The sequence below is a fragment of the Mycobacterium hippophais genome (genome assembly GCF_027529605.1).
Classification (GTDB): Bacteria; Actinomycetota; Actinomycetes; order Mycobacteriales; family Mycobacteriaceae; genus Mycobacterium; species Mycobacterium arseniciresistens.
In genome coordinates this window covers 102,720-124,204 of sequence record NZ_JAPZPY010000013.1, presented here as the reverse complement: position 1 = coordinate 124,204, position 21,485 = coordinate 102,720, and the positions used below count along the sequence as shown (strand labels likewise).

The window sequence follows — 21,485 nt, the reverse complement described above, 5'->3', positions numbered from 1 at the left end:
ACGCGCCAAGACGGTCAGGAGAGGCGCAGCGGTGCCGGGCTCCAGAACCCGCTGCGGGTGGCCGAGCCGAGGTCGAGCCGGGCCGGCTGCGCGTTCGGGTAGTACGGCGTGAGCCGCTGCAGGGCGCCCCAGTCGCGGAACCAGTCGTCGCGCAGGTAGGTGGGCACGGTGCCAGGACGCAGCAGCAGTTCGGTGATGCCGAGCGGGCCGCCGCCCAGGTAGTCCATCACCGGCGAGTTGGCCTCGGCGCCGAACCGGTCGGGCAGGATGCGCCACTTCGGCACCTCGGTGACGCCGTTGCGGTGGAAGAACGGGCGCTGGCACGGGAACGCCATGCCGACCAGCCAGTCCAGCATCACCGGGTCGGTGGACCCGACGACGTCCTGCAGGGTGCGCAGCTCCGGGATGCGGGGCGGGGTCAGCGCGATCCAGTGCTGCGGCGACAGGTCGTCGTCGGTGGCCGCCAGGCGGATCAGGGTGGCCTCGCGCGGGATGGCCGCCAGCGGGGCCCGCAGATTGCGCCAGGCGGGGGAGGCGCCCACGTCGGCGAATCCGACGGCGCCGCCCGGTTCGTCGGCGGCCGCGCCCGCGTCGGTGGCCCACTGCACGACGACCTCGCCGGGATCGAAGCGGCCCGCGGCCGCCACGGCCAGCAGCGGCGGCTCCCTGTCGCTGTCGCGCGGCGGCAGCCGGTACCACGCCGAGCGCATGGCGGCCGTCTGCTGGGTGCCGCTGCGCCAGCTGCCGAGCACCGGGGTGCGGGCGGGATCCAGGCCGTAGGGCAGCCGGGCCCGCGATCCGTTGACGCCCGCCCTCGCCGTGGTGCCACCCTCGGTTCCCGCTTCGCCGTCGGTCTCCATACCGCTGTCCGCGGGAGTGTCGGCGAAGTTGGCCGATCCCGGCTGGTCCATCACCGGGTCGGCGGACACGTCCGTCGGGATGCCGTTGGGGCCGAAACCCCGGTCGGTTCCGGCGCCCAGCGCCTCACCGACCGGAACGCCCACCGGCTGCAGCAGCCCGGCGTTGATGTCCTGCTCCACCATCACGTCGTCGGCCAGCCCGCAGGTCTTGCCGGTCAGCGCCTCGAGGTTGGACCGGCCGTTGCTCCACGCCGGGTACTGGTCGGTCATCGCCAGCGTGAGCGAGACGACCTCGAACATCACCAGCAGCCACGTCGCGATCGCCAAGGGGGACTGGATGATTCGCCGCCACTGCAGCCGGCCGCCGGCCTCCGGTGAGGTGTCGCGGCCGGAGAAGTGATACCAGGCGGCGGCCAGCAGGGCGAGCACCGCCAGCCCGAGCAGGATGGTGCTGAAGCCGAATCTCCACTCGGGGAACGCGTTCGACCACGGCACGCCGAAGTTCGAGACGTACCACCAACCGTTGACGGTGGCGAAGGACAGCGCCATCACGAACAGCACGGCCGCGGCGAACATCGACCGGTTGCGGCGCGAACGCATCGCCGCGGCTGTCACCGCCACGGCGGCCAGCGCGCCGAGCGATCCGGCCAGCCCGGCGAACACCCCGAAGTGGTGCGTCCACTTGGTCGGCGTGAACATCATCACCAGGAAGGAGATGATCGTGATGCCGACGATGCGCCGGCTCGGACCGGCCGCGGTGCCGGGGATCCGGCCCTTGCGCAGCGTCATCGCCACCGACACCGCGAGGGCGAGCAGCAGGGTGAGCACCGCGAACCGGCGTGCCACCGAGCCGTCGGGACTGAGGGTGAACAGCCGCTCGTAACGGATGTGCTCGTCGAACCAGCTGAGGCTGGGGCCGATCGCGGACTTGAAGGAGCTGGCCTGGATCTCCGAGGCGAGGGTCTGGTCGCGGAAGACCAGGATGACCGTGACGGTGGCCGCGGCCAGGATGGGTGCCAGCAGCGCCAGGTAGCCGAACTGCGAGACATGGCGCGCAACAATGGTTTTCAGCGGACCGACGGCGACGAGCAGAGCGCCGACGGCCGCGATGCCGGTGGGTCCGGAGAACAGCGTGAGCGCGCCGATGATGATGGCGATCGCGACCGGGAGCAGCCTGCTGGTGGCCACCCCGCGTTCCACCGAGCACCAGGTCAGCAGGATGCCGAGGGCGATGATCGGCTCCGGCCGCAGCCCGTTGTTCAGCGGCAGCCAGAACGCCAGGAACAGCCCGGCCGCCGTCCACGCCGCCGCAGGGCTGGTCTTGACTTTGTGACCGAGGCGCGGGATCACCTCCCGGCTGATCAGCGCCCAGCACAGCACCCCCATCACCAGCGTGGGCAGCCGGACCCAGGCGCTGGTGGTGCTGACCTGCGCCCACAGCGCGAGCAGGTCGTAGTACCAGCCGAACGGCGCCTCGGGGGTGCCGAACCAGCGGTAGTAGTTCGCCATGTAGCCGGCATGCTCGGACACCCGGGCCATGGTGAGGATGTAGCCGTCGTCGGCGGTGTTGGCGCCGACGAAGTGCCACCACACCAGCACCGCGGTGACCAGGCCGTCGAGCGGCTTCACCCGCCACCAGCGGGCAGGGAGCAGGCGCCGGTGCCGCATCCCGTCGGCGGTGTCCAGGACGTGCAGCGCGCCGAGCGCGACCACCGTCAGCACCACGCCGAGCAGCATGATCAGCGTCTTCAGCAGCGTCGGTGTGGTGCTGTAGCGGGAGTCGACGGTCGCGGAGAACTGCAGGCCGGGTGGCGCGCGGCCGGACAGGTCGGTGAACACCCCGACGATCTGCGGGCGGAAGTCGTAGCCGCCGCGTTCGCCGCGCAGCGGCGCACCCGGGTCCTCGTCGTTCGGGCCCTGGGTCAGCCCGACGAATTCGCCGGTCACCTTGTCGGCGTGCGCGGTGAAGGTCAGCTCCCGGCAGTCCGGCCCCAGCACCTGCGCCAGCGGCGCGCTGACCACCGGGGTGTTGCGCACGATCACCAGCAGGTTGTTGTCCACCCGCTCGATCAGCAGCCCGCGGTCGATGGCCTTGGGTGCCTGCTTGGGCACCGTGGACACCAGCACGGTGCGGCCCGCGTTCTGCGGACCGACCAGGCCCGCGGCGGCCTGGCAGGGCACCGTGATGGTGAGGTCGGTGGCGACGTAGCCGATCAGCGGCGCGTCGACGCTCTGCAGCACACCGTCCTGCGGCCAGTTGAGTTCGGCGGTGGTCTGCTCGACCGGCAGCAGCGGGGTGGCGATCGCCATCGCCGCGCCGAGCAGGCCGGCCACGATCGCGATGATGCGCGCGGTGCGGTGGTTACCGTTGCGCACCGCCTTGCCGACCACGGGGCTTGATGTTAGTGGCCCGGTTTCCGTGTCAGCCATCGACCGGTTTCCGGATCGCCAGGACGAACGGTCCGATCTCGCTGACCTCGAAGCGGGGGTCGTCGAACAGTGTGGCGTCGAACGCCACCTGGTAGCGGCGCACGTTGGGCTGGTTGGGGTAGACGTCGGAGGCCAGCCGCAGCGTGTAGCTGTCCGCCGATCCGCCGGGGCCGCCGTGACGCATCAGGAACACCGTCGGCGGATCCCACGGCAGCGCGTCGAGCGCCTCGACGAACTGGTCGGCGCCGGTCAGCGAGCTCCAGCTCTCGATGGCGTCTGCGCGCCGGTCGAACTGCGCCAGCGGGTTGGCGTAGTGCGACGTCAGTCCCTGGAAGCCGTAGTACGGGTAGAAGGACAGGAAGCTGTAGTCGGCGGTCAGCACCACGGTCTCGTGGCGGGGCCGGCCCGTGGTGCTGAGGATCTTCTCGTCGATCTCGCGGTAGTGCTTCTCGGCGCCGGGCGGGCGGCGGTCGGCCCGCTGTCCGTCGCCGCCGGTGTCGGTGTAGGCCACGGCGATGTCGGGCCGCAGCACGTCGGGGATGTCCTGGGTGAACGTCAGCGCGCCGATCACGCCCAGCGCCGTCGCCGTGGCCAGCAGCCGCCTGCTGGAGAAGCTGTCGGCGAGCCCGCGCGCGCCCTCGACGAAGCCGAACGTGCCCGCCGCCGCGAGCAGCACCACCAGCGTCGGCTGCAGCCGGAAGGACAGCAGGGTGGTGCCGACGAGTGTGGTCAGCATCGACAGCAGCGACCAGGCGTAGACCGCCAGCACACCGGCGGCCAGCGCACCGGCCCGCACCGAAGTGCGGGCGCGCACGATCAGCCAGACGGTGCCCACCATGCACAGCGCGCCGAGCAGGGTGAAGCTCAGCATCGGGAACGACAGCTGGGCGCCGTCGGCCGGCAGATAGTGCTGCGCCGTCCCCGTGCCGGCCGGGGACCCCTGGATCGCGGCGATCACGTACGGGCCCCAGTGGATCAGCGCGATCAGGCCGGACAGCACGGCGATCACGGCCAGCCGCAGCACCGGCTGCCAGCTGCGCCGGTGCACGGCGAGCGCCGCCCCCATGATGGCCAGCGTGAACGCGGCGAACCCGAACAGCAGCGTGTAGAACAGCGCAGCCACGCCCAGGAACAGCCCGACACCCACCACCGCCGCCCAGCCGCCGTGTCGATTCCCCCGTAGCCCCGACCAGGCCAGCACGAACACCGGCGGCAGCAGCACGGCGATCACCGCCGCGTACGGCTCGGCCGGCGAGTAGGCCAGCATCACCGCGGCGGTCGCGGCGGTGACCAGCACCGCGTACTCGAAGCGGATCATCGCCGCCCACAGCGCCAGCGCGATCGCCACCGCGATAGCGATCGACGTGATGGCCCACGGCTTGAACATCTCCCACGCCGGGGTTCCGGTCAGCGCCGCCAGCCGGCCGCCGATCCAGAACCAGCCCGACGGGTAGTACGGCGGCAGCCCGATGTAGGTCATGTCGTGCGGCGCGGCGCTGTCGGTGAGCCGGGTCAGGTACTCGGTGCGGAACTGCTGGTCGACGGAGACGCCGAAGAGGTACAGCTTCGTCGCGCCGAGCGGCATCGCCAGCGTCACCACGGTGAACGCGGCCAAGAACACCTGAGCCGCCGGCCCGGCGATCAGCCTGCGGCCGCGGCGCCACAGCCAGATGGAGGCGAACAGTCCCGCCAGCGCACCGAATTGGCCGACAGTCGTGAGCGCGTGCAGCTGGTTCGACGAGTTGTAGGCGGGCCACTCGACCCGCGCTATCGCGACCAGCGACACCACCGACACCAGCACGGCGATCACCCCGGCGATCGCCATCTGACCGAGTGCGGCCAGCGCGCTGCGCACTGCCGACACCCTGGTCGCGCCGCTCGTGCCCACCGTCAGATCGGCAGCTTGCGGAAGATCGGCCGCGGGATGTGCCGCAGCACCATCATCACGAAGCGGAACATCCGCGGCGCCCACACGAGGTCCTTGCCCTTCGTCGACGCGGTGACGGCCAGCTCGGCGACGTCCTCCTTGTCGACGGTGAACGGCGCCTCCTTGGACCCGGTGGCCTCCCAGTGCTTCATGGTCGTCGTCGTGCGCACCTGACCGGGCCGGATGACCAGGACGCGAACCCCGTACTCGCGCAGCGCTTCTCCAAGGCCGAGGTAGAAGCCGTCGAGGCCGGCCTTGGTGGAGCCGTAGACGAAGTTCGACCGCCGCACCCGTTCGCCGGCCGCCGAGCTCATAGCGATGATCCGGCCGGAGCCCTGCGCCCGCATCTTCTCCCCGAGCAGGACGCCGACCGACACCGCCGCGGTGTAGTTGATCTGGGCGATCTGCACCGCCTTGCGCTGGTTCTGCCACAGCTCCTCGGCGTCGCCGAGCAGGCCGAACGCCACGATCGCGACGTCGACGTCCCCGCCGCCCCAAGCCGCCTCGATGACTGCGGGATGGCTTGCGGTGTCGACCCCGTCGAAGTCGATCCACTCGACGGACCGGGCGCCCGCCGCCGTCATCGCGGCGATCGCCCTGTCCTTGCCGGGGTGCCCCGGCAGGTCGGCCAGCACGATGCGGGCGCGGGCATTGCGCAGGTAGCGCTCGCAGATGGCCAGCCCGATCTCCGAGGTGCCCCCGAGAAGCAGGATGGTCTGCGGATTACCAACGGCGTCGAGCACCATGCAGTACAGCTCCCAGCGTCAGGGTGGGTCATCGGTCGGAACAAGCCAGTCAAGAGGGTACAGTGCCGCCTCTGCGGGCCCCGATTTCCGTCCGCGCCACCCCCGGGGGCGCCGGTGCCGCGAGCTAGAGCAGTTCGAGGCGGCGCGCCATGTCGGAGGCGAACACGCCGTCGGGATCGACGCTGCGGCGCACCGCGATCCACTCGTCGATCCGCGGGTACATGGCGTGGAACATCTCCGCGGTGGTGCGGTTGTCCTTGGCCGTGTAGAGCCGGCCGCCGAATTCGAGCACCCGCTTGTCGAGGCCGTTGAGGAACTCGTTGAGTCCGGCCTTGATCGGGAAGTCGACGCAGACGTTCCAGCCGGGGATCGGGAAGCTCAGCGGGGCCTGATTGCCCGGGCCGAAGAGCTTGAACACGTTGAGGAACGAGTAGTGCCCGGAGCGCTGGATGTCGACGATGATCGCCTTGAACTCGTCGACGGCCTCGGTGGGCACCACGAACTGGTACTGACCGAAACCCGCTGAGCCGTAAGCCCTGTTCCACTCACCGAACATGTCGAGCGGGTGGTAGAACTGCGTCAGGTTCTGCACCTTGCCGCGGTAGGTGCCCGATTTCCGGTACCACAGCTCGCCGATCGGCCCGAACGTCCACTTGTTCGCCAGCCCGTTGGGAAACACGTCCGGGAACGTGAGCAGTTGCGGCGCATCGAATTTCAGCGGATTCTTCTTCAGTTTCTCCGGCAGCTGGTCCAGGCGCGCCAGCGAGCCGCGGGAGATGGCGGCACGGCCCAGCTTCGGCGGCGCGCTGATCGCGTCGAACCATGCGCTGGAGTAGGTGTAGTTGTTCTCACTGCCGTCGCTGTGGAAGGCGACGGTCTCGTCGAGGCCGGCGGTGACGTCGCCGTCGGCGATGAAATAGGCCGTCTCGGTGGGCGTCATCGCGATCCTGGCGCGCAGGATGATGCCGGTGAGACCGTTCCCGCCGACGGTCGCCCAGAACAGGTCGGCGTCCGCGCCGTCCGGGGTGATGGTGCGGATCTCGCCGCTCGCCAGGAGCAGGTCCATCGAGCGGACGTGGTTGCCGAAGCTGCCCGCGCTGTGGTGGTTCTTGCCGTGGATGTCACAGGCGATCGCGCCGCCGATGGTGACCTGCCGGGTGCCTGGCAGCACCGGCACCCACAGCCCGAGCGGCAGTGCGGCACGCATCAGCTGGTCGAGGTTCACCCCGCCGTCGACGTCGACGATGTGGGTGTCGGAGTCCATGGAGTGGATGCGGTTGAGCGCATTCATGTCGACGACGAGGCCGCCGCCGTTCTGCGCGTTGTCGCCGTAGGAGCGGCCCAGGCCGCGGGCGATCACGCCGCGCTCACCGGCCTCGACCACCGCCTTGGCGATCTCGTCGGGCTCCGGGGTGGACAGCACGCGGGCCACGGAGGGTGCCGTACGGGCCCAGCCCATCAGCCTTCTGCTCGTCACACCAGTCGTCCCAGACATCGTGACGAGGGTACCGCCCGCGCTGCGCGGCGCCGCCAGGGAATTGGTGCGCCGACCCCGCTGGCGGCGCCGGTAACCTCGATGACCGAGGTGGGGAGCCCTGGCATGCTGCTGAGCGACATCGACTCGTGGAACGTCGGTGCGCTCAACTCCATCGCCACAGAACTCGCCGGCGAACTCAAGACGGTCGAGGGCGTGGCGACCGACCTCGACCTGATCTCCCGCCTGCCCGGCTGGGATTCGCCCGCCGCCGAGGCGGCGCGGGGCAAGATCGGCGAGAGCAAGGGCAAGGTGCTCGACGACGCGGCGGTGATCGGCGCCGTGGCGCAGTTGGCCGAGGAGACCAGCGCCGCGGTGGCGACACTGAAGTCGCAGTTGGAGGAGGTCCGTGCCGCGGTCGCGGCGCAGGGCGGGATGCTGACGCTCGCCGACAACGGCGACGTCACCGTGCACGGCTCCCCGGACACCCGCGAGGAACTCGCGCCGATCGCCGAGGCGCTGGAAGCCCGCGCCAAGGCGCTCATCCACCAGGCGCAGGACATCGACGCCGACTGCGCGGAGGTGTTCACGAACCTGTCCGAGGGCGACATCACCGCGGGCGGCGCGACCGACTTCGCAGGCGCGCAGCAGCAGGGCCGCGACAACTCCGGGCTGTCGGCGCCCTCGCCGCCGGAGGGCGAGGGCGCCACGCCGCAGGACGTCAAGGCGTGGTGGGACGCGTTGTCGACCGACGAGCAGAACAGGGTCAAGGCCGAACACCCGGAGTGGGTCGGCGATCGGGACGGGGTGCCGGTGGAGGTGCGCAGTGAGGTCAACGTCGCCCAGCTCGACGCCGAGATCGCCGAGGCGCAGCGCGAGGTCGACAGCCTGCCGCCCCGCGACCAGTGGCTGCGCGAGAACGGCGGCCTCGGTCCCGGCGGCTATCTGCAGGAGCGCAAGTACGACGACATGCGGGCCCAGAAGGAGGGCCGCCTGGCCGAGCTGCGGGGCCTGAAGGATTCACTGGCGCAGAAGACCGAGGGTGAACCGCCGAAATACCTGATGCTGCTGGACTTCCCGGAGGGCCGTGAACCGCTGGCCGCGGTCGCCGTCGGCAATCCCGACACCGCCGAACACGTCACGGTGACGGCCCCCGGGGTCGGCACGACGCTCGACAGCATGCCCGGGATGGTCGGCGAAGCCCAGGCGCTGCACACCGAGATCGGAGCACAACTGGACCTCGCCCAGGTGAGGGGCGAGGAGGTGGCGACCATCGCCTGGCTGGGCTACGAACCGCCGCAGGCCGACGACATCTCGATCGTGGAGGCGGGTTTCGACCGCCGCGCCAACGAGGCGGCGCCCGACCTCGCCGAGTTCTACCGCGGCATCAATGCCACCAACGAGCACGGCTCGGAGGTGAACCTGTCGGCCTTCGGCCATTCGTACGGGTCGCTGACCACGGCGCAGGCGCTCAACGAGCTCGGCGAGACCGGTGTCGTCGACAACGCCGCCTTCTACGGGTCGCCGGGCCTCGGCTTCACCGACGAGGTCATGACGGAGTACCACGGCAACGTGCCGTATCAGGCGCCGGTGCCGATCGGCGACGAGTCGGACCTCTTCCTCACCGACGGCCACGCGTACGTGATGTCGGCGCCCGGTGATCCGATCTCCGGTGATCCGAAGCTCTGGGGAGTGATCCCGTACCCGTCGGCCGGTGACCTCGGCGCATTCGGTCCCAACCCGCTGACACTTCCGCTGGAACAGCTGTCCTCGGACGCCACCGTCACCCACGACGGCGTGCCCCGGCCGGGCGCGGTCACCCACTCTGATTACCCACGATCGGTGGAGGTGCGGGGTTACGAGCTGCCACAATTGCGCACGCCTGCGTACAACCTCGCGATCATCGGAGGCGGTTTGGCGGACGTCCCACTCGACAACGGAGACGACAGGTTGGTGCGATGACGAGGCGACTCTCGGCCGTGCTGTTGGCGCTGTTCCTGGCGGGCTGCGGCGGCGGCGATGACGGTGGCGGCACATCCCCCACGGCGACTGAGGAGGTTCCGGTGACAAGTCTCGACGATCTCCCCGACATCGACGAGACCAGGGCGCAGATGCTCGACCTGATGGAGCGGGTGAAGAACGAGGTGGTCCGGCTGGTGCCCGCGAGCGCGCCGTGGACATGGAACCGCACCGAGTCCGCCACCGACTGCACGCAGGAGGGCACCGGGGAGAAGGGGTTGTCGTTGAGCACCCGCAACCTGATCTCCGACATCTCCTTCGACGACGCCCAGTGGGCACAGGTGCTGCCCGCGGTGCGGCGGGTGGCGGCCGAGGCCGGCCTGACCGAGGTCTCGCCGATGGTCGATTCGTCGCGCAACCACGACGTGCAGATCAGCAGCGAGGACGGTCGCACGCTGCGCATCGGATCGAAGGAGGCCTCCTTGATCAAGGGCTACATCGGCTGCCGCCGGAAGGCCGGCGGGGGTGCGCCGTGAGTGAGATCGAGGTGGACACCGCCGAGGTGCGCCGCTCGGCCGACCAGATGGCCGTCGTGGCGCAGGAGGCGTCGTCGAGCCGCTCCGGAGTGGCCGACAGCATCTCGGGTCAGACGGCGGCGTGGAAACAGGCGGGCACGCCGGGATTCTCGAGGTTCGTCGGCATCCTGGAGGAGCAGGCCGAGCGGCTGCGCACCGACCTCAACGGCCTCAGTGACAAGTTGCGCGCGGCGGCCGACGTCTATGACCAGCAGGACCGCGAGGGCGGCGAGGCGCTGGACAGCACGGTCGGCGGAACGGACTAACGCAGTCGGAAGATCACCGTCCGCTGCACCACGAAGTTGATCACCGTCGCGGTGCCCTGGGCGATGACGAACGCGACCGGCACCCGCCACGCCTTGTCCTCCCAGAGCATGAAGAACGCGTAGTTGATGCCGACCTGCGCGACGTAGGTGGTGGCGTACAGCGCGCACACCGCGAGGAACCTCGCCCGGCTGCGCGGCGCCTGGAACGTCCAGCGCCGGTTGATCAGGTACGCCGTCGTGGTGCCCGCGATGAAGCTCAGCGTCTTGGCGACGTTGACGTGCAGATCGAGTTCCAGCAGCAGCACGTAGAGGCCGAAGTCCACCACCGCGGACAGCCCGCCGGTGACGAGGAAGCGCCAGACCTGGGTGCGCAGCGACATGCCTGCCGGCATCGGGGGTTCGGCCACCCGGGCAGCTTACGGGGTGACTACGGCCGCAGCGTCGCGGTGAGGACGCCGCACAGCGCGTCCACCGCGGCCGGGAACGCGTGGTCGGCCGGGGTGCCGAAGCCGATGATGATGCCGTCCGGTTCGGGCACGTTGGAGCCGGCCTGCGGATGCCGCATCCGGGTCAGGCCGGACACCCCGACGCCCGCTTCGCCGGCCCGGCGCAGCACCTCGTGTTCGGTGCCGTCGGGCAGGGTGAGCAGGAGGTTGATCCCGGCCGACATCCCGCGGATGCCGACGTCGAACCCGGCGAGCCGCTCCACCAGCGTGTCGCGGCGCCGGCGGTAGTGCAGCCGCATCCGACGGATGTGCCGGTCGTAGCGGCCGCTGGTGATGAAGTCGGCCATGGTGAGCTGCGCGATGGCGTCGACGTAGAACTGTTCGCCGCCCGCGGCGTCGAGCACCGGCTCGACGAGGTCGTCGGGCAGCGCCATCCAGCCCAGCCGCAGCGCCGGAGACAGGCTCTTGCTGGCCGAGCCGAGGTAGACGACGCGGTCGGGGCCGAGGCTGTGCACCGCGCCGACGGGCTGGCGGTCGTAGCGGAACTCCCCGTCGTAGTCGTCCTCGACCAGGTAACCGCCGGTGCGCTGCGCCCAGTCGACGACGGCGGTGCGTCGGGCCGGGTGCAGCGGCATGCCGTGCGGATTGTGGTGGGCCGCGGTGAGCAGCACCGCGGGGGTGTCGATGTCGTCGAGTTCGGCGACGCGGGCGCCGTCGTCGTCGAGGCCGATCGGCACGGTGTGCCCGCCGAGCGCCTCGATGGCCTCGCGAAAAATGAAGAGGCCGTAGGCCTCCACGGCGATCGGCCTCCCCGGCGATGCGCGGGAGAACACCCGGGTGAGCAGTTCGACGCCGTGCCGCACGCCCGCGGTGACGACGATCGTCTCCGCAGAGGCGCGGACCCCGCGCACGCGGGCCAGGTAGTCGGCGAGTGCCTCGCGCAGTTCGGGCCTGCCGCGGGCGTCGCCCATCCGCAGCGCCTCGGTCGGTGCTGCCGTCAGGGCACGGCGCGCCGACGCCAGCCACGCCGACCGCGGGAACTGGCCGACGTCGGGCGAGCCGGGCAGCAGGTTGTGCCGGGGCGCACCGGGGGTCCCGCGCGGCCGGGTGGGCAGGCGGCCCGCGTTCGTGGTGACCACCCAGGTGCCTGCGCCCTGCCGGGAGGCCAGCCAGCCCTCGGCGGTGAGTTCCGCGTAGGCCTCCGCGACGGTGTTGCGGGCCAGCCCGAGGTCCGCGGCCAGAGTGCGCGACGGGGGCAGCATGGTGCCTGCGGCCAGCCGGCCGGACCGCACGGCGTCGCGCAACGCGCCGATCAGTTGGTCACGCACGCCGCGGGTGCCGGGGCGCACGGCGCGCAGGTCGAGATGAAGATCGCGCGACCCGGAATTGGCCCACGAAGTCATGCTCGGATTGAACCATGCGGATGGGCTTTTCCGCACTAGCGTTGGCCCCATGACACAGACACTCGACACCCGGACCATCGACCACAAGCCGAACCGCATCAAGATGTTCAAGGCCGCACCCGAGCTCTACGAGGCGATGATGCAGCTGTCGAACGCCTCGGCCAGGGACGTCGAACCGATCATCGGCGAACTGGTGAAGATCCGCGCGTCGCAGATCAACCGCTGCGCGTTCTGCCTCGACATGCACGTCCACGACGCCCGCAAGCTGGGCGAGACCGAGCAGCGGCTGGCGCTGATCGCCGCCTGGGAGGAGGCCGGTGACCTGTTCGACGAGCGCGAGCGGGCCGCTCTGGCGCTGGCCGAGGCCGTCACCGAGGTGGCCAACCGCGGGCAGGTTCCCGACGAGGTGTACGACCGCGCTGCCGAGGTGTTCACCGAGCGCGAGCTGGCGCAGGTGATCGCGATGGCGGTGACCATCAACGCGTGGAACCGGATCAATCTCGCCGCGCCGAACCCGCTGCCGCGTCGCTGATTACGGTGGACGGGTGCTGACCCGGTCCGGTGCGCAGATCGACGTCGTCGGCGACGTCGTGCACAAGCTGCACCGGGCCGGGACGGACCCGAGGGCGTTGACCGTCCGCCTCCGCATCACAGCCCGGCTCGCCGCGTCCGGGCCGGGTTGTCTGCTCGCTCCGCTGCGCGATCACCCGGACCCCGTCGGCGACCGCTGGCGCACGCGCTGGCCACTGGTGGAAATCGTTGCGCAGGAACCGGATCGACTGCCGTGGGAGGCCGCCGCACGAGTGCTGGCAACGCTGCACGCCGAGTCCCCGCAGGGGCCGGAGCGGCGGCTGCCGCACGGCTGGCCGGCCCGGTTGCGCCGGTCGGTGGATCGGGCGCGGCTGCTCGGCGGCGGCGTCGTGTACGCGGCGGCGGCGGCGCTGCCCGAGGCGGTGTGGCGAGCCGGCAGCGCGAACCGGCCCGCGGTGCTGGTGCACGGCGACTGGCACCTCGGCCAGCTCGGCCGTCGCACGCCGGACTCGCCGTGGCTGCTCATCGACATCGACGACCTCGGCGTCGGCGACCCCGCGTGGGACCTCGCGCGGCCGGCCGGGTTCTGGGCGGCCGGGCTGATCCCGGATGAGGATTGGGCGGTGTTCCTCGACGCCTACCGGGACGCCGGCGGCGTCGCACTACCCGCGGCGCCTGCCGATCCGTGGCCGGTGCTCGAACCGTTCGCCCGGGCGGCCGTGGTGCACGCCGCCGCCAACCACCCCGACGACGACCTGCTGATGGCGGCCTGCGCCCGGATGACGGCGCGCTAGCTGGAGAAGAACAGCCCGCCGAAGCCCTGCTTGCGGTAGCGCTTGTTGCCGCGGTGCCCCCAGCCCGGCCCCTGGTCGTAGCCGTGTCCATGGCTCTGGCCGTAGCCCTGCGCATACCCCTGGCCGTAGCCCTGCTGCTGGGGCGGTGGCGGCGGCGCAACGAACCGGTTCTCCAGCTGGGTCAGCGACTCGAGCTCGCCGAAGTCCAGGAAGATGCCCCGGCAGGTGTCGCACTGCTCGAGGTGGATGCCGTTGCGCTCGTAGGTCTTCATGACCCCCGCGCACTTCGGGCACAGCAGCTGGGTACCGGCACCGGGCGACGACGCGGACGGCGGCGGTTCATATGGCGGAATGCTCATATGTCGTCAACGGCCGAACCGCCGCAGAAGTGCCTGTCCGGCGAAACGGCCGACCCTAGACCCAGTACGGCACCCGCGCGCGGTACTGCCGCATGGCGAACGCCGCCATGATCCAGCCGATGACGGTCAGCACGATCACCACCAGCCAGTGCCGCAGCTCCTGGTCGGCGCCCAGCAGCGGCGCGCGCACGATGTCCAGGTAGTGCAGCAGCGGGTTCAGCTCGACGAGGCGGGCGTAGTTTCCCGCACCCTGTTGCTGCAGCGTCGCTTCGTTCCAGATGATCGGCGTCATGAAGAACAGCAGCTGCACCAACGAGGCGAGCAGCGGGCCGATGTCGCGGTAGCGGGTGGCCAGGATGCCGAAGCACAGCGACACCCAGATGCAGTTGAGCATGATGAGGAACAGCGCCGGGATGACCGCGAGGTCCGTCCAGTGCCACGGCTTCGGGTAGATCATGGCGATGATCACGAAGATGATCATGTTGTGGCCGAACAGGATGAGCTGTCGCCACACCAGCCGGTACACGTGCACCGACAGCGGGGTCGGCAGCTGTTTGATCAGACCTTCGTTGGCGATGAAGACCTCGGATCCCTCGATGATCGCGGCGTTGATGAGGTTCCAGACGATCAGCCCCATCGTGACGTAGGGCAGGTGCTCGGCCAGTTCGAGCTTGAACAGCTTCGAGTACAGCAGTCCCATCGCGACGGCGGTGGCGCCGGTTGCGATCGTGATCCAGAACGGGCCCAGCACCGACCGGCGGTACCGCTGCTTGATGTCCTGCCAGCCGAGCTGCAGCCACAGCTCGCGCTTGCCGAAGCCGCCGGCCAGATCGCCCCACGCCCTGCCGAAGGTCCGCGACTGGGCCGCCGCGTCGGTGAACGTCATCGAGAGAACCTTTCGCGTCGACCCATCCGGCGCAGCCGCACCCACTCGCGCAGGCCCGCCGGATCGCGCTTCGACACCAGGAAGAACCAGCCGAACCGCACCCACTCCTGCACCTGCAGCTTGCGCAGGCCCGGTTGCGACAGCAGGTAGCCGCGGTTGCGGTAGGTGAAGAACCGTTTGGTGTCGTCGTCGGGGTACTGGGTGTGCATGCGACCGCCGAGGATGGGTTTGAACTCGTCGCTGCCACACGGGTGCAGATAGCTGGTGTCCAGGCAGGTGCCGAACCGGATGCCGGAGCGAACCAGCCTGCGGTGCACCTCCACCTCGTCGCCCCGGACGAACAGCCGCAGGTCCGGAACCCCGACCGCCTCCACGGTGGCCGCGGACAGCAGCGCCCCGTTGAACAGCGACGCGATGCCCTCGAGCAGGTCGCCGCTGCCGTCAACGCGCAGTTCGTCCACCCGCCGCCGCCACACCAGCCCGCGGCGCAGCGGGAAGGCCAGTCGCGACGGGTCGTCGATGTCGCACACCATCGGCGACACCTCGCCGAGCGAATGCCGGGCGGCGCAGGCCATCAGGGTGGCCAGCACGTCGGCGTCCGCAGGCCTGCCGTCGTCGTCGGCCAGCCACACCCAGTCGGCGCCCAGCGCCAGTGCGTGCAGCATGCCGAGCGCGAATCCCCCTGCGCCGCCGAGGTTTCGGCGTGAGCCGAGGTAGGTCGAGGGCACCGGTTGGCCGGTCACCAGATCGCGCACGCGGGTGTCCGAGGCGGAGAAGTCGTTGTCGACGACGATCAGGTGGTCCGGCGGGCGGCTCTGGGAGGCCAGCGCCTTGAGTGACCGGGCCAGCGGTTCCGGGCGCCGGTGGGTGACCACCACCGCGACGACAGCTTCAGTCACGTGCGTCCTCGCGTGCGCGCTCCTCCTCGAGCACCTCGCGCACGTGCCGCGCGGCGTCCTCACCCTCGTAGGCGCGCACCACGTCCTCGATGCCGCCGGTCATCTTGATCGTGCCGTGGTCGACCCACATCGCGGTCTTGCACAGCCGGGCCAGGAACTCGTTGGAGTGGCTGGCGAACACCAGGATCCCCGAGCGCTCCACCAGGGCCGCCAGCCTGGTCTGCGCCTTGCGCAGGAAATCGGCGTCCACCGCGCCGATGCCCTCATCGAGCAGCAGGATCTCCGGGTCGATGCTGGTGACGACGCCCATCGCGAGCCGCACCCGCATGCCGGTGGAGTAGGTGCGCAGCGGCATCGACAGGTACTCGCCGAGCTCGGTGAACTCGGCGATCTCGTCGACCTTGGCCATCATCTGCTTGCGGGTCTGGCCGAGGAACAGGCCGCGGATGATGATGTTCTCGTATCCGGAGATCTCCGGGTCCATGCCGACGCCGAGGTCGAACACCGGCGCCACCCGGCCGGTGACGGTGGTCGAGCCGCGGGTGGGTTCGTAGATCCCCGACAGCAGCCGCAACAACGTCGACTTGCCCGCCCCGTTGTGGCCGACCAGGCCGACGCGGTCGCCGTGCTCCAGTGACATCGTGATGTCCCGCAGCGCCTCGATCACCACGACGTTCGACGAGTTCCGGCCGATCGTCCCGCCGGCCTTGCCCAGGAAAGCCTTCTTCAGTGAGCGCGACTTCGCGTCGAAGATGGGGAACTCCACCCACGCGTTGCGCGTCTCGATGCGCGGCTCGGAGATACCGGTCACCGCCTAGAGGTACTGCCCGGTCCCGGGGTGCGACGGTCCGCGCTGCCCCGGCGCCGCGATGCCCGGCGGCAGCGCACCCTGACGCATCTGCTCGAGCTGCTGACGGGCGGCCATCTGCTGGGCGAACAACGCGGTCTGGATGCCGTGGAACAGCCCCTCCAGCCAGCCCACCAGCTGTGCCTGCGCGATGCGCAGCTCGGCGTCGGACGGCGTGCCCTCCTGGAACGGCAGCGTGAGCCGGTCGAGTTCGTCGCGCAGCTCCGGCGCCAGGCCCTCCTCGAGTTCGCGGATGCTGGTCTGGTGGATGTCGCGCAGCCGGTTACGGCTGGCGTCGTCGAGCGGCGCCGCACGCACCTCCTCGAGCAGCTGCTTGATCATCGTGCCGATGCGCATCACCTTCGCCGGCTGCTCCACCAGGTCTGTCAGTGACCTGTCGTTGTCGCCGGAGTCGCCGTCCGGACCACCGATGATCTCGATGTTGTCGTCGTCGGAGCTCATAGTCATGTCCCTGAGGTTCCCTGTATTCCCTGTCTCACGCTGACCCTGGTCGTCGCCTGCGACAGTAGTCCGCGTCCCCGCAGCCCCATTGCCGGGGACGGGCCCGTCCCGACCTGCGTGTCCGGGCCACCAGCAACAACCGCGCGATTAGCACTCCGATCCGCGAGCTCCCTGCATTAGTATTACGGCCCAGGCGTCCGGCCCAGGCGCGCCTCGGGGATGTCGTCAGGCATCGGCAGGCGACGGCCGTGCGTCCACCGGCTTCGAGCCGGTTGTCGGGAATCACGGACCCTTTAAGGTGGCTGGCATGGCATACGACGTCGCCCGGGTGCGTGGTCTGCACCCGTCTCTGGGCGACGGCTGGGTGCACTTCGACGCCCAGCACGGGATGCTGCTGCCGGACTCGGTGGCAACGACGGTGTCCACCGCCTTCCGCGGATCCATCTCCACCACCGTCGGCCCGCACCCGTCCGCCCGCCGCAGCGCCGCCGTCCTGGATGCAGCCCGGCAGGCGATCGCGGACCTCGTCAACGCCGATCCGCGCGGGGTGGTGCTGGGCGCCGACCGTGCGCTGCTGTTGTCGTCCCTGGCCGACGCGTCGTCGGCCCGGGTCGGACTCGGCTACGAGGTGGTGGTCACCCGCCTCGACGACGAGGCGAACATCGCACCGTGGCTGCGTGCCGCCAACCGCTACGGCGCCAAGGTGAAGTGGGCCGAGGTCGACATCGAGACCGGGGAGCTGCCTGCCTGGCAGTGGGAGGGGCTGATCAGCCGGCCCACCCGGCTGGTCGCGATCGCCTCCGGTTCGTCGACTCTGGGCACCGTCACCGATCTGCGGGCGGTGACCAAGCTGGTACACGAGGTCGGCGGGCTCGTGGTGGTGGATCATTCGGCCGCCGCGCCCTACCGGCTGATCGACATCGAGGAGATCGAGGCCGACGTCGTGGCGGTGAACGCCCTGGCGTGGGGCGGGCCGCCGATCGGCGCACTGGTGTTCCGCGACCCCTCGACCATCGACTCGTTCAGTTCGGTGTCGCTGAATCCCTACGCCACCGGGGCGGCGAGGCTCGAGATGGGCACGCACCAGTTCGGCATGCTCGCCGGGGTGGTGGCCAGCGTCGAATACCTGGCGTCGCTCGACGAGTCGGCCAGCGGATCCCGGCGCGAAAGACTGTCGCTGTCAATGCAGTCGGCGACGTCCTACCTGAACAGGCTGTTCGACTACCTGCTGGTCTCGCTGCGGTCGCTGCCCCTGGTGATGGTGATCGGCCGGCCCGAGGTGCGCATCCCGGTGCTCAGCTTCGCGGTGCGCGACGTGCCCGCCGAACGGGTGGTGCAGCGTCTGGCCGACAACGGGGTGCTGGCCATCGCCAACGCCAATTCCCGGGTGCTCGACGTGATCGGCGTCAACGACATCGGCGGCGCCGTGACGATCGGGCTCGCGCATTACAGCACGACCGCGGAGGTCGACCAGCTGGTGCGCGCGCTGGCATCGCTGGGCTGAGCCCCCGGGACGTTCAGTCCGCTACGCGCAGAAGCACTTTTCCGGACACATCGCCGGAGTCGAGCAGTTCGTGGGCGGCCTGCGCCTCCTGGACGGGGAACTCCGCACCGACGATCGGGCGCACCCGGCCGTCGGCGATCATCGGCCACACCTCGGTGCGGACGGCCGCCACGATCTCGCCCTTGCCGCCCGGCCCGTCCACCGGCCGGGCCCGCAGCGCCGTGCCGATCACGCCGGCCCGCTTGCCGATCAGCTTGCCGACGTTGAGTTCGCCCTTCAGGCCGCCCTGCATGCCGATGATCACCACCCGGCCGCCGACGGCGAGTGCGTCGACGTTGCGGTCCAGGTAGGAGGCGCCCATGATGTCGAGGATCACGTCCGCGCCCGCGCCGTCGGTCTCCGCGCGCACCCGCTCGACGAAGTCCTGTTCGCGGTAGTTGATCAGGATGTCCGCACCGAGTTCCTGGCACAGGTCCAGCTTGTTGGTCGATCCCGCGGTCACCGCCACCCGGCAGCTCAGTGCGAGTGCCACCTGGATGGCGTGGGTGCCGACGCCGCTGGCGCCGCCGTGGACGAGCACCACCTGGCCGGGCTGCAGGCCGGCCGTCATCACCAGGTTGGACCACACCGTGCACGCCACCTCGGGCAGTGCGGCCGCAAGGTGCAGGTCGACCGCGTCGGGCACGGGAAGCACCTGGGCCGCAGGCACCGCGACGAACTCCGCGTAGCCGCCGCCGGCGAGCAACGCGCAGACCGGCTGGCCGACGCTCCACTGGGTCACGCCGTCGCCGGTCGCGGCGACGGTGCCGGACACCTCGAGGCCGATGACCTCGCTCGCGCCGGGCGGTGGCGGATACTTGCCCGCGGCCTGCAGCAGATCCGCCCGGTTCACTCCGGCGGCGACGACCCTGATGGTGATCTCACCGGGTCCAGGTGTGACATCGGGGACGTCGTCCCAGGTCAGGCGGTCCGGCGCAGAAGCGACAATGGCACGCATCAGCGCAACCCTACTACGCGTGCAGTTCGGCTCCGATCATCACGGCGAAGTCCTACCATGACGCCATGGAGGGGATGATTGCGGGGCGAACAGCAAGTGATATGCCTGGTCTTGACATCGCTGAACAGCGGTCATGGCAAATGTTTCTGGATTCCGCGCTTCGGATGTACGCGACCCTGAACCGGTCGCTCGTCGAAGCCCATCACCTGACGCTCAACGACGTCAGGCTGCTGGACATACTGGACAAGTCACCCACCGGGTCCGCCCGGATGGGCGACCTGGCCGACGGATTGATGTCGTTGCCGAGCCGGGTCACCCGGCAGATCCGGCGACTGGAGACGGCGGGGCTGGTGCAGCGCCGGGCGAGTCCCGACGACGGGCGCGGGGTGCTGGCGGCCATCACCGACGACGGCCGCGACCACGTCCGCAAGGCGATGATCACCTACGGCGACGACGTCCGCGCCCACTTCCTGGGCCGGCTGTCGCGTCCGCAGGTCGCGGCGATGGGGGAGAACTGCCGTCGGATCAGCGTGGGGCTGCAGACCAGCGCGCCGCCCGCGAAGTTCGGGCGCGCGTAGAGCCCGTATCCTGTTGCGCGGTGGCGTGGCAGAGCGGCCTAATGCACTCGCCTTGAAAGCGAGAGACGGCTAACACCGTCCGGGGGTTCAAATCCCTCCGCCACCGCCACGCTGCGCCGCGGGTCAGCGCACCGCCCGTGCCAGTGTCTGCACGCCCTCGCTGATCTGGGTCTCGGTGAGGTTGGCGTAGCCCAGGATCAGGCCGGGCGGTGCGGCCGCGGGGTCGTGGTAGCAGGGCGCGAGTGCCTCCACTCGCACCCGCATCGCGCCCGCCCGTCGCACCACGTCGTCGATCGCGACGCCCGCGGGCAGCAGCACCGTCAGGTGCAGGCCCGCCGCGGCGCCGAGCACGGTGGCCTCGGGCAGATCACGACCGAGCGCGCGCAACAACGCATTTCGCCGCGACACGTACCTGCGGCGCATCTGGCGCAGATGCCGGTCGTAGCCGCCCGAGGTGAGCAGTTCGGCCAGTGCGATCTGGTCCATCACCGGGCTGCCGGTGTCGGCCAGCCCCTTGGCGACGGTGACGGGACCGACGAGGTCGGTGGGCAGCACCATCCAGCCGATCCGCAGGCCCGGGGCGAGCGTCTTGCTCGTCGACCCCACGTACACCACCCGGTCGGGCGCCATCCCCTGCAGGGCCCCGACCGGCGCACGGTCGTACCGGTATTCGGCGTCGTAGTCGTCCTCGACCACCAGGTGGCCGGCCCGCGCCCAGTCCAGCAGGGCGGTCCGCCGCGCCGCGGTGAGCACCACGCCGGTCGGCGAATGGTGCGCCGGGGTGGCCAGCACCACGTGAGCGCCGCAGGCGGCCAGTGTCGCCACGTCGAGGCCGTGCTCGTCGACCGGGGCGGCGACGGGTTCGATCCCGTTGTGCTGCAGCACCATCCGGTGCAGCCAGAACCCGGGGTCCTCCGTCGCGAAGGGCCGGTCGGCGAGCACCCGGGCGAGCAGGGCCACGGCCTGTGTGACGCCGGACGTGAGCACGATGTGCTGTGGGTCGGCCTGCACGCCGCGGGTGCGCCGCAAATAGTCCGCCAGCGCGGTGCGCGTGGCGGGCACACCCTGCGGTGCGACGTATCCGAGTGCCTCCGAAGGGGTGCGGGCGAGCCCGAGGCGCAGCGCGCGCAGCCAGGCGTCCCGCGGGAAGCTGCCGAGATCAGGTGTGCCGGGGCGGAAGTCGACGTCGTAGCGGGGCGGCGGGTCGACCCGATGCCGCTCGGCCGGCGCGCGGGCGCCGTCGACGGCCGCCACCCGCGTCCCGGATCCCTGTCTGCTGAGCAGGAATCCCTCGGCGGTGAGCTGGTCGTAGGCCTCCACTACCAGCCGTCGGGACACGCCGAGGTCGGCGGCGAGCACCCGGCTCGACGGGAGCCGGGTGCCCTCGGCCAGCCGGCCGGCACGGATCGCGTCGCGCAGGCCGTCGGCGAGCTGGCGGTGCAGCGGAACGGGGCGGCCGCGATCCACGTGCACCAGCAGCTCCGGCCCCAAAATGGTACCCGAAACCGGCATGGAAGTGGAGCCTAGTACGGAGCCACCCGC

Annotated in this window: 20 protein-coding genes and 1 tRNA gene; 8 read left to right on the top strand and 13 right to left on the bottom strand. The window is 70.5% G+C overall.

All coding sequences use genetic code 11. From position 1 onward, the window contains the following. Positions 1 to 14 precede the first annotated feature (14 nt). The 4 genes from O6P37_RS23665 to O6P37_RS23650 all read right to left on the bottom strand — a co-directional run bounded on the left by O6P37_RS23665 (position 15) and on the right by O6P37_RS23650 (position 7,458). Positions 15 to 3,290: an arabinosyltransferase domain-containing protein gene (locus tag O6P37_RS23665; protein ID WP_269896365.1), complete on the bottom strand. Its 3,276-nt coding sequence runs from the start codon at positions 3,288 to 3,290 to the stop codon at positions 15 to 17. Beyond that, positions 3,283 to 5,115 carry a galactan 5-O-arabinofuranosyltransferase gene (locus O6P37_RS23660; RefSeq protein WP_269896398.1) on the bottom strand — a complete coding sequence of 611 codons (1,833 nt, stop codon included), beginning with the start codon at positions 5,113 to 5,115 and terminating at the stop codon, positions 3,283 to 3,285. The genes O6P37_RS23665 and O6P37_RS23660 overlap by 8 nt, the downstream gene beginning before the upstream one ends. 65 nt (positions 5,116 to 5,180) lie before the next feature. Beyond that, a complete protein-coding gene (locus O6P37_RS23655; RefSeq protein WP_269896364.1) occupies positions 5,181 to 5,963 on the bottom strand; it encodes a decaprenylphospho-beta-D-erythro-pentofuranosid-2-ulose 2-reductase in 783 nt (260 codons plus the stop codon). Positions 5,964 to 6,087: 124 nt separating this feature from the next. Next, complete coding sequence (locus O6P37_RS23650) at positions 6,088 to 7,458, bottom strand: FAD-binding oxidoreductase (RefSeq protein ID WP_269896363.1); 1,371 nt, start codon at positions 7,456 to 7,458, stop codon at positions 6,088 to 6,090. A gap of 105 nt (positions 7,459 to 7,563) precedes the next feature. Here O6P37_RS23650 and O6P37_RS23645 point away from each other — a divergent pair, with 105 nt between their 5' ends. From O6P37_RS23645 to O6P37_RS23635, 3 genes are read left to right on the top strand one after another with little or no spacing between them, the layout of a single operon-like run. Continuing rightward, on the top strand, positions 7,564 to 9,399 hold the full coding sequence (locus O6P37_RS23645) for an alpha/beta hydrolase (protein ID WP_269896362.1): 1,836 nt from the start codon (positions 7,564 to 7,566) through the stop codon (positions 9,397 to 9,399). Beyond that, positions 9,396 to 9,932 (top strand): LppA family lipoprotein, encoded by a 537-nt coding sequence (locus O6P37_RS23640; RefSeq protein ID WP_269896361.1) that lies wholly within the window; start codon positions 9,396 to 9,398, stop codon positions 9,930 to 9,932. The genes O6P37_RS23645 and O6P37_RS23640 overlap by 4 nt, the downstream gene beginning before the upstream one ends. Then, complete coding sequence (locus O6P37_RS23635; RefSeq protein ID WP_264014902.1) at positions 9,929 to 10,237, top strand: ESX-1 secretion-associated protein; 309 nt, start codon at positions 9,929 to 9,931, stop codon at positions 10,235 to 10,237. The genes O6P37_RS23640 and O6P37_RS23635 overlap by 4 nt, the downstream gene beginning before the upstream one ends. Here the strand turns inward: O6P37_RS23635 and O6P37_RS23630 are convergent. Both O6P37_RS23630 and pdxR (O6P37_RS23625) read right to left on the bottom strand, forming a co-directional pair. Continuing rightward, positions 10,234 to 10,629, bottom strand: a complete 396-nt coding sequence (locus tag O6P37_RS23630) for a GtrA family protein (protein ID WP_269896397.1) — start codon at positions 10,627 to 10,629, stop codon at positions 10,234 to 10,236. The genes O6P37_RS23635 and O6P37_RS23630 overlap by 4 nt on opposite strands. 35 nt (positions 10,630 to 10,664) lie before the next feature. Beyond that, positions 10,665 to 12,086: a MocR-like pyridoxine biosynthesis transcription factor PdxR gene (gene pdxR, locus O6P37_RS23625; protein ID WP_269896360.1), complete on the bottom strand. Its 1,422-nt coding sequence runs from the start codon at positions 12,084 to 12,086 to the stop codon at positions 10,665 to 10,667. Positions 12,087 to 12,135: 49 nt separating this feature from the next. Between pdxR (O6P37_RS23625) and O6P37_RS23620 the strand changes: the two genes are divergently transcribed. Together O6P37_RS23620 and O6P37_RS23615 are read left to right on the top strand one after the other, a co-directional pair. After that, entirely contained in the window at positions 12,136 to 12,618 is a 483-nt protein-coding gene (locus O6P37_RS23620; protein WP_264011538.1) for a carboxymuconolactone decarboxylase family protein, read from the top strand. A 13-nt stretch (positions 12,619 to 12,631) separates the two neighbouring features. Next, positions 12,632 to 13,411, top strand: a complete 780-nt coding sequence (locus tag O6P37_RS23615; RefSeq protein WP_269896359.1) for a phosphotransferase family protein — start codon at positions 12,632 to 12,634, stop codon at positions 13,409 to 13,411. Here the strand turns inward: O6P37_RS23615 and O6P37_RS23610 are convergent. From O6P37_RS23610 to O6P37_RS23590, 5 genes are read right to left on the bottom strand one after another with little or no spacing between them, the layout of a single operon-like run. Then, positions 13,408 to 13,770: a TFIIB-type zinc ribbon-containing protein gene (locus O6P37_RS23610; protein ID WP_372503681.1), complete on the bottom strand. Its 363-nt coding sequence runs from the start codon at positions 13,768 to 13,770 to the stop codon at positions 13,408 to 13,410. The genes O6P37_RS23615 and O6P37_RS23610 overlap by 4 nt on opposite strands. A gap of 55 nt (positions 13,771 to 13,825) precedes the next feature. Next, positions 13,826 to 14,656 carry a galactan export ABC transporter permease subunit Wzm/RfbD gene (gene wzm, locus O6P37_RS23605; protein ID WP_269896358.1) on the bottom strand — a complete coding sequence of 277 codons (831 nt, stop codon included), beginning with the start codon at positions 14,654 to 14,656 and terminating at the stop codon, positions 13,826 to 13,828. Continuing rightward, the gene (gene glfT1, locus O6P37_RS23600) at positions 14,653 to 15,555 is read right to left on the bottom strand and encodes a galactofuranosyltransferase GlfT1 (RefSeq protein ID WP_269896357.1); all 903 of its coding nucleotides are present in this window, start codon (positions 15,553 to 15,555) and stop codon (positions 14,653 to 14,655) included. The genes wzm and glfT1 overlap by 4 nt, the downstream gene beginning before the upstream one ends. Beyond that, positions 15,548 to 16,366, bottom strand: coding sequence for a galactan export ABC transporter ATP-binding subunit Wzt/RfbE (gene wzt / locus O6P37_RS23595; RefSeq protein WP_269896356.1), 819 nt, complete (start codon positions 16,364 to 16,366; stop codon positions 15,548 to 15,550). The genes glfT1 and wzt overlap by 8 nt, the downstream gene beginning before the upstream one ends. A 3-nt stretch (positions 16,367 to 16,369) precedes the next feature. After that, a complete protein-coding gene (locus O6P37_RS23590) occupies positions 16,370 to 16,870 on the bottom strand; it encodes a bacterial proteasome activator family protein (RefSeq protein WP_264011542.1) in 501 nt (166 codons plus the stop codon). A gap of 301 nt (positions 16,871 to 17,171) precedes the next feature. On the opposite strand from O6P37_RS23590, the gene O6P37_RS23585 reads away from it, so the two are divergent. Then, positions 17,172 to 18,368, top strand: a complete 1,197-nt coding sequence (locus O6P37_RS23585; protein WP_264011543.1) for a cysteine desulfurase-like protein — start codon at positions 17,172 to 17,174, stop codon at positions 18,366 to 18,368. A gap of 13 nt (positions 18,369 to 18,381) precedes the next feature. Here the strand turns inward: O6P37_RS23585 and O6P37_RS23580 are convergent, their stop codons facing one another. Next, positions 18,382 to 19,365: an NAD(P)H-quinone oxidoreductase gene (locus O6P37_RS23580; protein ID WP_269896355.1), complete on the bottom strand. Its 984-nt coding sequence runs from the start codon at positions 19,363 to 19,365 to the stop codon at positions 18,382 to 18,384. Between the two features lie 65 nt (positions 19,366 to 19,430). Between O6P37_RS23580 and O6P37_RS23575 the strand changes: the two genes are divergently transcribed. After that, complete coding sequence (locus tag O6P37_RS23575) at positions 19,431 to 19,943, top strand: MarR family winged helix-turn-helix transcriptional regulator (protein ID WP_269896354.1); 513 nt, start codon at positions 19,431 to 19,433, stop codon at positions 19,941 to 19,943. 19 nt (positions 19,944 to 19,962) lie between these two features. Next, positions 19,963 to 20,052: transfer RNA gene (locus O6P37_RS23570), tRNA-Ser, on the top strand. 14 nt (positions 20,053 to 20,066) lie between these two features. On the opposite strand, the gene pdxR (O6P37_RS23565) is transcribed toward O6P37_RS23570, so the two are convergent. Beyond that, on the bottom strand, positions 20,067 to 21,455 hold the full coding sequence (gene pdxR / locus O6P37_RS23565) for a MocR-like pyridoxine biosynthesis transcription factor PdxR (protein WP_269896353.1): 1,389 nt from the start codon (positions 21,453 to 21,455) through the stop codon (positions 20,067 to 20,069). Between the last annotated feature and the right edge of the window lie 30 nt (positions 21,456 to 21,485).

What these genes read in the sequence shown, in the direction of transcription:
- O6P37_RS23610 (WP_372503681.1), bottom strand. Translation starts at nt 13,770, where the DNA reads ATGAGCATTCCGCCATATGAACCGCCGCCGTCCGCGTCGTCGCCCGGT.
- O6P37_RS23660 (WP_269896398.1), bottom strand. Translation starts at nt 5,115, where the DNA reads ATGGCGATCGCCGGGGTGATCGCCGTGCTGGTGTCGGTGGTGTCGCTG.
- O6P37_RS23585 (WP_264011543.1), top strand. Translation starts at nt 17,172, where the DNA reads ATGGCATACGACGTCGCCCGGGTGCGTGGTCTGCACCCGTCTCTGGGC.
- O6P37_RS23575 (WP_269896354.1), top strand. Translation starts at nt 19,431, where the DNA reads ATGGAGGGGATGATTGCGGGGCGAACAGCAAGTGATATGCCTGGTCTT.
- pdxR (WP_269896353.1), bottom strand. Translation starts at nt 21,455, where the DNA reads ATGCCGGTTTCGGGTACCATTTTGGGGCCGGAGCTGCTGGTGCACGTG.
- O6P37_RS23645 (WP_269896362.1), top strand. Translation starts at nt 7,564, where the DNA reads ATGCTGCTGAGCGACATCGACTCGTGGAACGTCGGTGCGCTCAACTCC.
- O6P37_RS23580 (WP_269896355.1), bottom strand. Translation starts at nt 19,365, where the DNA reads ATGCGTGCCATTGTCGCTTCTGCGCCGGACCGCCTGACCTGGGACGAC.
- pdxR (WP_269896360.1), bottom strand. Translation starts at nt 12,086, where the DNA reads ATGACTTCGTGGGCCAATTCCGGGTCGCGCGATCTTCATCTCGACCTG.
- O6P37_RS23655 (WP_269896364.1), bottom strand. Translation starts at nt 5,963, where the DNA reads ATGGTGCTCGACGCCGTTGGTAATCCGCAGACCATCCTGCTTCTCGGG.
- O6P37_RS23640 (WP_269896361.1), top strand. Translation starts at nt 9,396, where the DNA reads ATGACGAGGCGACTCTCGGCCGTGCTGTTGGCGCTGTTCCTGGCGGGC.
- O6P37_RS23620 (WP_264011538.1), top strand. Translation starts at nt 12,136, where the DNA reads ATGACACAGACACTCGACACCCGGACCATCGACCACAAGCCGAACCGC.
- O6P37_RS23590 (WP_264011542.1), bottom strand. Translation starts at nt 16,870, where the DNA reads ATGACTATGAGCTCCGACGACGACAACATCGAGATCATCGGTGGTCCG.
- O6P37_RS23630 (WP_269896397.1), bottom strand. Translation starts at nt 10,629, where the DNA reads ATGCCGGCAGGCATGTCGCTGCGCACCCAGGTCTGGCGCTTCCTCGTC.
- O6P37_RS23650 (WP_269896363.1), bottom strand. Translation starts at nt 7,458, where the DNA reads ATGTCTGGGACGACTGGTGTGACGAGCAGAAGGCTGATGGGCTGGGCC.
- wzm (WP_269896358.1), bottom strand. Translation starts at nt 14,656, where the DNA reads ATGACGTTCACCGACGCGGCGGCCCAGTCGCGGACCTTCGGCAGGGCG.
- O6P37_RS23665 (WP_269896365.1), bottom strand. Translation starts at nt 3,290, where the DNA reads ATGGCTGACACGGAAACCGGGCCACTAACATCAAGCCCCGTGGTCGGC.